Raw genomic sequence first — 8399 nt, forward strand, 5'->3', positions numbered from 1 at the left:
CGTCGGCAGAAGCGGGCCGGATTCCGGGACCCGCAGTGCGCGGTACGCGCCGAACTCGAAACCCGCGTCCCTGATCGCCGCCAGGGTGTCCCGTGCCGTGTGGCAGCCGCCCATGAGCTTCGGCCACACCGTCCGGTCCAGAGCCCGCTGCACCGTCGCCAGGCGGCGCTGCGGCGCCAGACCGTGCTCGAAGAAGCGCAGCTCGCCGCCGGGGCGCAGGACGCGGCGGATCTCGGCGAGCGCCTTCGGTACGTCGCGTACGGTGCACAGCACCAGTGAGGCGACGGCCGCGTCGAAACCGGCGTCCTCGACGGGCAGCGCCTCCGCCGTACCGGGCCGTACGTCCACCGAGACCCCGGCCCGCATCGCAGCGCCCACCGCCAGCTGCCGCAGAGCGCGCTCCGGCTCCAGGGCCACCACCTCGGAGACCGCCGCCGGGTAGTGCGCGAAGTTCAGCCCGTTGCCCGCGCCGATCTCCACGACCCGCCCCGACAGACCGGTCAGCAGCTCCGCGCGGTGGGCCGCGATACCGCCCTTGGCGTCGGCGGCGACGCTCATCCGCGCGTAGAAGCGCGCGAAGACGGGATGGTGCACGGAGTCCTTGGGGACCTTGCGGTAGCGCAGATGCATTTCGCGGATCTCCTCCGGCGTACGGGGGCGGCACCATGATTCTTCCCCGTACGGCTCCGCTCAGCAGCTCACGGAACGCAACTCGTTACCGAGGGGCTCCGTGCGTCCGCAGCGGCCAGGCGCGACCGCCGTTCGCCGTGAAGCGCGCCACGTCCCAGCCCCCGCCCAGCTCCGGAGCCAGCCAGTCGCCCGCACGCGCACGGAACCGCGCCACCGGGAGCGCGGCCACGCCGTCCGGTACGGCCCCGAGCAGCGGGGCACCCGCGACATCCGGCAGATCGGTCAGATTGCAGCGCGCCGCCAGATCCGGCACGGCGGGCCAGCTCCCGATCACCACGCCCAGCGCCGCCACCCCGCGCGCACGCAGCGCCTCGGCCGTCAGCGCCGTCGTGTTGAGCGTGCCGAGCCCGGCGGGCGCCACCACCAGCACCGGGGCGGCGAGCAGCCGGGCGGCGTCCGCGAGCGTCCCGCCCTCGTGGTCGAAGCGCACCAGCAGGCCCCCCGCGCCTTCGACCAGCACCAGATCGTGCTCGGTCGCCAGCTTCTCGGCCGTCTCGGCGATCTCCTCGGGCCGTACGGGCCGCGCACCGGCCCGCCCGGCCGCCGTCGCGGGCGCCAACGGCTCGGGATAACGGGCCAGTTCGACGGTGGTGACGCCGCCCGCCAGACGTATCACCTCGTCCACGTCCCCCGGCTCGTCGGGCGCGACACCGGTCTGCGCGGGCTTCAGCACCGCGACCGAACGCCCCTGGGCCAGCGCCACCGCCGCGACGGCCGCGGTGACGACCGTCTTGCCGATCTCCGTCCCGGTCCCCGAGACGATCAGTACCGCCATCTCACGCCTCCCGCGCAGCCGCGGCCACCGCGCGGCAGATCCTGGCGATGTCGTCGTCGCCCGTCACGTACGGCGGCATCGTGTACACGAGGTCGCGGAACGGCCGCAGCCACACACCCTCGCGTACCGCCGCCCGGGTCGCCGCCGCCATGTCCACCTCGCGGTCCAGCTGGACGACGCCGATCGCGCCGAGAACACGTACGTCCTTCACACCGGGCAGCGAGGCCGTCTCGGCGAGGCCGTCACGCAGCCCCGCTCCGATCCGCTTCACCTCGCCCTGCCAGTCCCGGCCGAGCAGCAGGTCGATCGACGCGCACGCCACCGCCGAGGCCAGCGGATTGCCCATGAAGGTGGGGCCGTGGGCGAGCACCGGCACCTCGCCGCGCGAGATGCCCGTCGCCACTTCCGATGTGCACAGCGTCGCCGCCATCGTGAGATAACCGCCGGTCAGCGCCTTGCCCACGCACATCACATCGGGGGAGATCCCCGCGTGCTCCGCCGCGAACAGCGTGCCGGTGCGGCCGAACCCGGTCGCGATCTCGTCCAGGATCAACAGCACGCCGTACTCGTCGCAGGCCTCGCGCAGCACCCGCACATACGCGGGGGAGTGGAAGCGCATGCCGCCCGCGCCCTGCACCACCGGCTCCACGATCACCGCGGCCAGCTCGTCGGCGTGGCGGGCGACCAGGGCACGGAGGTGGTCCGCGTACGTCTCGTCGTACTCCTCGAAGTCGGCCGGCGGCGCGTCCGCGAAGATCTGCCGCGGCAGCACCCCCGACCAGAGCCCGTGCATACCGCCATCCGGGTCGCACACCGACATCGGCTGCCAGGTGTCCCCGTGGTAGCCGCCGCGCCAGGTCAGCAGCCGCTGCTTGGCCGGGCGGCCCAGCGAACGCCAGTACTGGAGGCACATCTTGACGGCGACCTCCACCGACACCGAACCGGAGTCGGCGAGAAAGACATGCCGCAGCGGTTCGGGGGTGATCTCCACGAGCCGGGCCGCCAGCCGGACGGCCGGCTCGTGGGTGAGCCCGCCGAACATGACATGGCTCATCCGCGCGAGCTGGCCGTGTGCCGCCTCGTTGAGCACCGGGTGGTTGTAGCCGTGGATCGCCGACCACCAGGACGACATGCCGTCGACCAACTCGTCCTGCCCGTGCGCCGGTTCGGCGAGGCGGAGCCGTACCCCGGTGGCGGACTCCACGACCAGCGGGTCGGTGCGGCCGGGCATCGGGCCGTACGGATGCCAGACATGGGCCCGGTCCAGCGCCAGCAGTTCGCCCGGACCGAGCGCGTCAGGCATTGGGCGCCAGGTCCGTACCGGCACCACGCCGCCGTACGGTCACCAGATCCGTACGGGCGGACGACGCCTCGGCCCCGGCCGACGAGGCGCTGTCCGACGGAGCGCTGTCCGACGCGGCGCTGTCCGACGGAGCGCACGCACTCGCGCACCCGCCGCCGCCCCGGTGCTCGGGCAGCGTCGCCGTGCCCGCGCCCTCCACCTCGAACCCGGCGTCCGCGATCATGTCCAGGTCCGCCTTGCCCTCCTGGCCCTCCGTGGTGAGGTAGTCGCCGAGGAAGATCGAGTTCACCAGGTGCAGCGCGAGCGGCTGCATCGTCCGCAGATGCACCTCACGTCCGCCCGCCAGCCTGACCTCCACGTCAGGGCAGACGAACCGCACCATCGCGAGAATGCGCAGCGCCCGCTGCGGCGTCAGATTCCACTCCCCGGCCAGCGGCGTGCCCTCGACGGGGATGAGGAAGTTGACCGGCACCGAGTCCGGGTCCAGCGCGCGCAGCGCGAAGACCACGTCCACCAGGTCGGCGTCGCTCTCGCCCATGCCCGCGATCAGCCCGGAGCAGGCCGACAGGCCAGCGCCCTGCGCGTGCCGCACCGTCTCGACCCGGTCCGCGTAGGTGTGGGTGGTGGTGATGTCGCCGTACGTCGACTCGGACGTGTTGAGGTTGTGGTTGTACGCGTCGGCGCCCGCCGCCTTCAGCCGCTCGGCCTGGCCGTCCGAGAGGAGCCCGAGACAGGCGCAGACCTCGACGTCGGCGTTCTGTTCCTTGATCGCGCCGATCGTCTTCGACACCCGGTCGACGTCCCGGTCCGTCGGTCCCCGGCCGCTCGCGACCAGACAGACCCGCTTCGCGCCGCCGGCCACTCCCGCCGCCGCGGCCTTGGACGCCTCGTCCGGCTTCAGCCAGGTGTACTTGAGGATCCCGGCCTCGGACCCGAGCCGCTGGGAGCAGTACGAGCAGTCCTCGGGACAGAGCCCGGACTTCAGATTGACCAGGTAGTTGAGCTTGACCCGCCGCCCGAACCACTGGCGGCGCACCTTCCCGGCCGCGGCCACCACTTCGAGCAGATCGTCGTCGGAGGTCGTCAGCACGGCGAGCGCTTCTTCGCGGGACGGCAACTCGCGCCGAAGGCCCTTCTCCACCAGTGTGTTCAGCAGGTCCATGGCGCCGATCCTGGCCTACGGCGGGCCTCCGGGCCAAGGATGAATCCCACAAGACGGGGGCATTCAGGTGTGTGTATGACCACACCCGGAGCGCGTCCGTGGACGGTTAGGGTCTGTGGGCTGCCTACAAAAGGACCCGAGCCGTGCCAACCCAGCCGCCCGTGCCGAGCACGCCGAACAGGCTGTCCACACCGCCGCCGGACCCGTTCGGCTGGATCGACGGCGAGGCGCGCCGGCGTGAACGGTCCGGTCTCGTCCGTACGCTGCGGCCCCGCCAGGCCGAGTCCGCACTGCTGGACCTCGCCGGCAACGACTACCTGGGGCTCACGCACCACCCCGTGACGACCGGCGCGGCGGCCGACGCGGCGCGCCGCTGGGGCGCGGGCGCCACCGGTTCGCGGCTGGTCACCGGAACCACCGCCCTGCACACCGAACTGGAGCGTGAACTGGCCGACTTCTGCGGCTTCGAGGCCGCGCTCGTCCTGTCGTCCGGGTACGCCGCGAACCTCGCCGCCCTCACCGCGCTGACCGCGCGCGGCTCGCTCGTCGTGTCGGACGCCGCCAACCACGCCTCCATCGTGGACGGTTGCCGGCTCTCGCGCGCCGAGACCGTGGTCGTACCGCACGCGGACCCGGCGGCGGTCGACAAGACACTCGAAGCCCACGAGGGTGTACGGGCCCTGGCCGTCAGCGACTCGGTGTTCTCGGTGGACGGTGACGCGGCGCCCCTCGCGCGGCTGGCCGAGGTGTGCCGTACGCGGGGCGCCGCGCTGCTCGTGGACGACGCGCACGGGCTCGGCGTGCTCGGCGACGGCGGCCGTGGCGCCGTCCACGCGGCGGGCCTGGCGGGCGATCCGGGCACCGTCGCCACCGTCACGCTCTCCAAGTCGCTGGGCAGCCAGGGCGGCGCGGTCCTGGGTCCGGCCCGCGTGATCGACCAACTCGTCAACACGGCGCGGTCGTTCATCTTCGACACGGGTCTCGCGCCGGCCGCCGTCGGCGCCGCGCTCGCGAGTCTGCGGCTGCTGCGCGACGACCCGTCGCTGACGGTCCGGGCGCGCGCGGTGGCGCTCGCGCTGCACCGGGGGCTGACCGGGGCGGGGCTGAGCGCCGTGCGCCCGGACGCGGCCGTCGTCTCCGTACGGGCGCCGTCCCCGGCGGCGGCCGTGCGATGGGCCGCCGACTGCCGGGCGGCGGGTCTGGTGGTGGGCTGCTTCCGGCCGCCGTCGGTGCCGGACGGGATCTCCCGGATCAGGCTCACGGCGCGCGCGGACCTGACGGACGTTCAGGTGGAGAGCGCGCTGGCGACGATCATCGCGACCGCCCCGGCGGCGGCCGGCGCCCCGTAGCCGCGTCTCGGTCGCCGCGGGGTGAAACTTGAGCCCGTTGAAATACGGTCTCGCGTAGCAGGGTTCACCGCTTAGAGCGACAGAGGGGCCCATATCCCGGCGGATCGCCCATGCGCGGGGTGTCGTTGGTGGCAGTGTGGCGCGAAGCGCAATCCGGGGACGTACTCGCGGGCATCAGCCATAGGTCGGTCTGCGTCCCGGTGGGAAAGGGACAGCGTCGCCATGGCAGACCATCAGGAAGCATCCGTCACCCTGCCGAGCGCTCCTGCGTCGGTGCCGGAGGCCCGCAGATACGTCGCACGTGTTCTCTCCGAATGGGGGCTGCCGGGTGACGCCGACACCGCCGAAACGGTTCGCCTGATCATCTCGGAGCTGGCGACCAACGCCGTGCAGCACACCCTCGGCCGGTCGCCGACCTTCACGATCGACGTCACCCTGGAGCGCGACGAGCAACTGCGCGTCGGAGTCACCGACAGCCATCCGCGCTGGCCGCAGCGGCTCCCGGCCGCGGTCCAGCAGGACAACGGCCGCGGCATGGTCATCATCCGGGCGCTGACGGCCGAGTACGGCGGCCGACTGGCCGTCACACCCACCGAGGACGGCGGCAAGACGGTCTGGATCACCCTGCCCTGGACGGCCGGGACCTCGGTCGTCCGGACCCGGGCCGAGTAGGTCCGGCGCCGGCCGTCCCCCGGCGGGCGGGCGTCAGCCGACCCGGCCGTACCGGACGCTCTTGGACCAGATGCGCTCGAGCCGCACCACCTGACCGGACTTCGGCGAATGCCAGATCTTGCCGGCGCCCGCGTAGATCCCGACGTGGTAGACGCGATTTCCGGCGTGGAAGAACACCAGATCGCCCTGCTTGCGGCTGGAGGCCGCGATGTGGCGCGTCCTGTTGTACTGCTGCTGCGCGGACCGTGGGAGCGCCTTGCCGGCCTTCTTGTACGAGAACGCCGTCAGACCCGAGCAGTCGAACCGGTGCGGACCTGACGCCCCGTACTTGTACGGCGCGCCCTTCTTGGATGCCGCGACATTCAGCGCCTTGGCGGCGGCGGGCTGGGCGTGGGCCTCGGACACGGCGCCGGGCGCCAGCATCGTGCCGCCGACGGCGGCGAGGAGGACCGATGCGGTACCGGCCCGGGAGAGCAGCGACGGGACATGCGTCTGCGCGGACATGCGCAACCCTTCGTCAGCCGCCTGTGAAGGATGACCTGTCGGGTTCGGACTGGCGAAGACGCCCGGCCGCGTACGCGGCTTCACCCCGAGGAGCTGTCCATGGTCGGACCGCCCCGAACTGCACGGGTCCTCCACTCCTGCCGATCCACTCGTGTCGACCAGGCATCCGGAGCGGCGGCAGGACTCGGCGTCCACCCGGACCGCCCCGCCGAGGTGGCGGGGGCTTGTCGTCCCAGGGATCTTGACGCGGCCTCAGCCCGATTCCGAGTTGAAACGAGCTTATGTGACTCTCATCACTTATCGACCATTTGGGTTGGTGTGGCCGATTCGGCTGACGGTTCGTATGACCGCTCACGCGCTGTACCTGCGACGCTTCGACTCGCTACGGCCGGACGGCCGATCGGCGGTCGCAAGTTGCCGGCCCGGTCGCGACGGGCGGGTCGATACGCCGAACGGGCAGCCAAATGACGTACGGGCGCGCCGGACAGCACGTCGCCTCAAGTCCCTGGCCCGGGCGGCATGGTGACACGCCCGGCCCTGCGCTCCCCGTCGAGAACCCGGAGCGTACGGTCCAGCGTCGCCGTGTGCAGCTCCCTCTCGCCTCTCGCGTGCATCAGCGTCAGCGCGTCGCGCAGTTCGGCCGCCCCGGTCACCAGCGCCTGCGCGGCCCGCAGTGCGCCGTAGGTGTCCTCGGCGCGTGACGGGTTGATCCGGCCCACCAGGTCCACGACCCGGAGATAGCTGTCGACGAACTCGCCCTCGGCGCGGGTCAGTGCGGGCAGCGGCGGCAGTTCCGGTGGCAGCATCGCCGCCTCACCGGGGGGAGTTGACACCGAGCGACGTCCTGCGGTCCTGTGCGACCTGGTCCACCAGGCCGTACTCCCTCGCGCCCGTCGCGTCGAAGATCGTGTCCCGGTCGATGTCGTTGTCGATCCGCTCCGCGCTCTGCCCCGTGTGCCGCACCAGCATGTCCGCCATCAGTGCCCGCAGCCGCAGCAACTCCTCGGCGTGGATGGCGAGATCGGACGGCTGGCCGCGCATCGGCTCCTCGATGCCGGGCTGCTGGAGGACGACGCGCGCGCCGGGCAGCGCCATCCGCTTGCCCGGCGCCCCCGAGGCGAGCAGGACGGCGGCGGTCGACACCGCCTGGCCGAGACAGGTGGTCGCCACGTCGCAGCCGACGACCTGCATCGTGTCGTAGATGGCGGACATGGCGCTCAGGGAGCCGCCGGGGGAGTTGATGTAGAGCGCGATGTCCTGGTCGGGCGCCGCGTATTCGAGATGCAGCAGTTGCGCGATCACGTCGTTCGCCGAGGTCTCGTCCAAAGCGGTGCCGAGGAAGATGATCCGCCCTTCGAAGAGCTTGGAGTACGGGTCGAGGGAGCGGGTCCCGGTGGAGGTCCGCTCGGTGAACTCCGGCAGGACGTAGCGGGCGGAAGGACGGTTCATGGTGTGCCTCTCCTCGCGGGCCGGACATGGCTCTGGTCCGTCTGTAAAAAATGTACAGGACGTACAGAACGTAAGATGGTGACCATGGCCTACGAAATTCCGGTGACGCAAGCGCGGGCGGAACTCGCCGACCTGATCAACCGGGTCGTCTACGGCGAGGAACGCGTCGTCGTGACGCGGCACGGCAAGCCGCTCGTCGCCCTGGTGTCGGCCGCTGACCTGGCACGACTGGAGAACCTCACGGCCGAGGAGGCCGAGGGGACCGCCGCGGCTGAAGAGCCCGTGATCGGCTCGGTGAGCAGCTCGATCAGGTCGGTGACGTCCGCTCAGGGCGAACGGGCGGACTTCGGCATCGTGGCCAAGCACGAGCCGCCCGAGAGGCGCTAGGGCGTGTCCGCGAAGTAGCGTCGTCCGCCCGTAGGGCGGGGCTCGCGGCGTCTGGTGCGTGCGCTCGCAAGGCGGAGGATCGGCGTTGTGGATGGCCCGGCCGTACTC

The 8399-nt window shown here is 72.0% G+C and carries 10 protein-coding genes and 1 riboswitch; of the genes, 3 read left to right on the forward strand and 7 right to left on the reverse strand.

The features are described 5' to 3' along the window. From BHU15_RS17985 to bioB, 4 genes are all read right to left on the reverse strand, one after another. Positions 1-630: class I SAM-dependent methyltransferase (locus BHU15_RS17985; protein WP_069628126.1), on the reverse strand; the 630-nt coding region annotated here is incomplete at its 3' end. 85 nt (positions 631-715) lie between these two features. Continuing rightward, positions 716-1465: a dethiobiotin synthase gene (gene bioD, locus BHU15_RS17990; protein ID WP_069628127.1), complete on the reverse strand. Its 750-nt coding sequence runs from the start codon at positions 1463-1465 to the stop codon at positions 716-718. A 1-nt stretch (position 1466) separates the two neighbouring features. Continuing rightward, a complete protein-coding gene (locus BHU15_RS17995; protein WP_069628128.1) occupies positions 1467-2768 on the reverse strand; it encodes an adenosylmethionine--8-amino-7-oxononanoate transaminase in 1302 nt (433 codons plus the stop codon). After that, a complete protein-coding gene (gene bioB / locus BHU15_RS18000) occupies positions 2761-3930 on the reverse strand; it encodes a biotin synthase BioB (RefSeq protein WP_069628129.1) in 1170 nt (389 codons plus the stop codon). The genes BHU15_RS17995 and bioB overlap by 8 nt, the downstream gene beginning before the upstream one ends. Positions 3931-4073: 143 nt before the next feature. On the opposite strand from bioB, the gene BHU15_RS18005 reads away from it, so the two are divergent. Together BHU15_RS18005 and BHU15_RS18010 are read left to right on the forward strand one after the other, a co-directional pair. After that, positions 4074-5279 (forward strand): 8-amino-7-oxononanoate synthase, encoded by a 1206-nt coding sequence (locus tag BHU15_RS18005; RefSeq protein ID WP_247748855.1) that lies wholly within the window; start codon positions 4074-4076, stop codon positions 5277-5279. Between the two features lie 222 nt (positions 5280-5501). After that, positions 5502-5951, forward strand: a complete 450-nt coding sequence (locus BHU15_RS18010; protein WP_069628130.1) for an ATP-binding protein — start codon at positions 5502-5504, stop codon at positions 5949-5951. A 33-nt stretch (positions 5952-5984) separates the two neighbouring features. Here BHU15_RS18010 and BHU15_RS18015 read toward each other — a convergent pair whose 3' ends face one another. From BHU15_RS18015 to BHU15_RS18025, 3 genes are all read right to left on the reverse strand, one after another. Further along, positions 5985-6455 carry a C40 family peptidase gene (locus tag BHU15_RS18015; protein WP_069628131.1) on the reverse strand — a complete coding sequence of 157 codons (471 nt, stop codon included), beginning with the start codon at positions 6453-6455 and terminating at the stop codon, positions 5985-5987. 3 nt (positions 6456-6458) lie between these two features. Continuing rightward, positions 6459-6630: riboswitch (cyclic di-AMP (ydaO/yuaA leader) on the reverse strand. A gap of 322 nt (positions 6631-6952) precedes the next feature. Then, positions 6953-7261 carry a hypothetical protein gene (locus tag BHU15_RS18020; protein WP_069628132.1) on the reverse strand — a complete coding sequence of 103 codons (309 nt, stop codon included), beginning with the start codon at positions 7259-7261 and terminating at the stop codon, positions 6953-6955. 7 nt (positions 7262-7268) lie between these two features. Beyond that, positions 7269-7904, reverse strand: coding sequence for an ATP-dependent Clp protease proteolytic subunit (locus BHU15_RS18025; RefSeq protein ID WP_069628133.1), 636 nt, complete (start codon positions 7902-7904; stop codon positions 7269-7271). Positions 7905-7988: 84 nt separating this feature from the next. On the opposite strand from BHU15_RS18025, the gene BHU15_RS18030 reads away from it, so the two are divergent. Next, positions 7989-8291, forward strand: a complete 303-nt coding sequence (locus tag BHU15_RS18030; RefSeq protein WP_031232321.1) for a type II toxin-antitoxin system Phd/YefM family antitoxin — start codon at positions 7989-7991, stop codon at positions 8289-8291. Positions 8292-8399 lie beyond the last annotated feature (108 nt).

The organism is Streptomyces niveus (assembly GCF_001723055.1).
GTDB classification, from domain to species: domain Bacteria; phylum Actinomycetota; class Actinomycetes; order Streptomycetales; family Streptomycetaceae; genus Streptomyces; species Streptomyces niveus.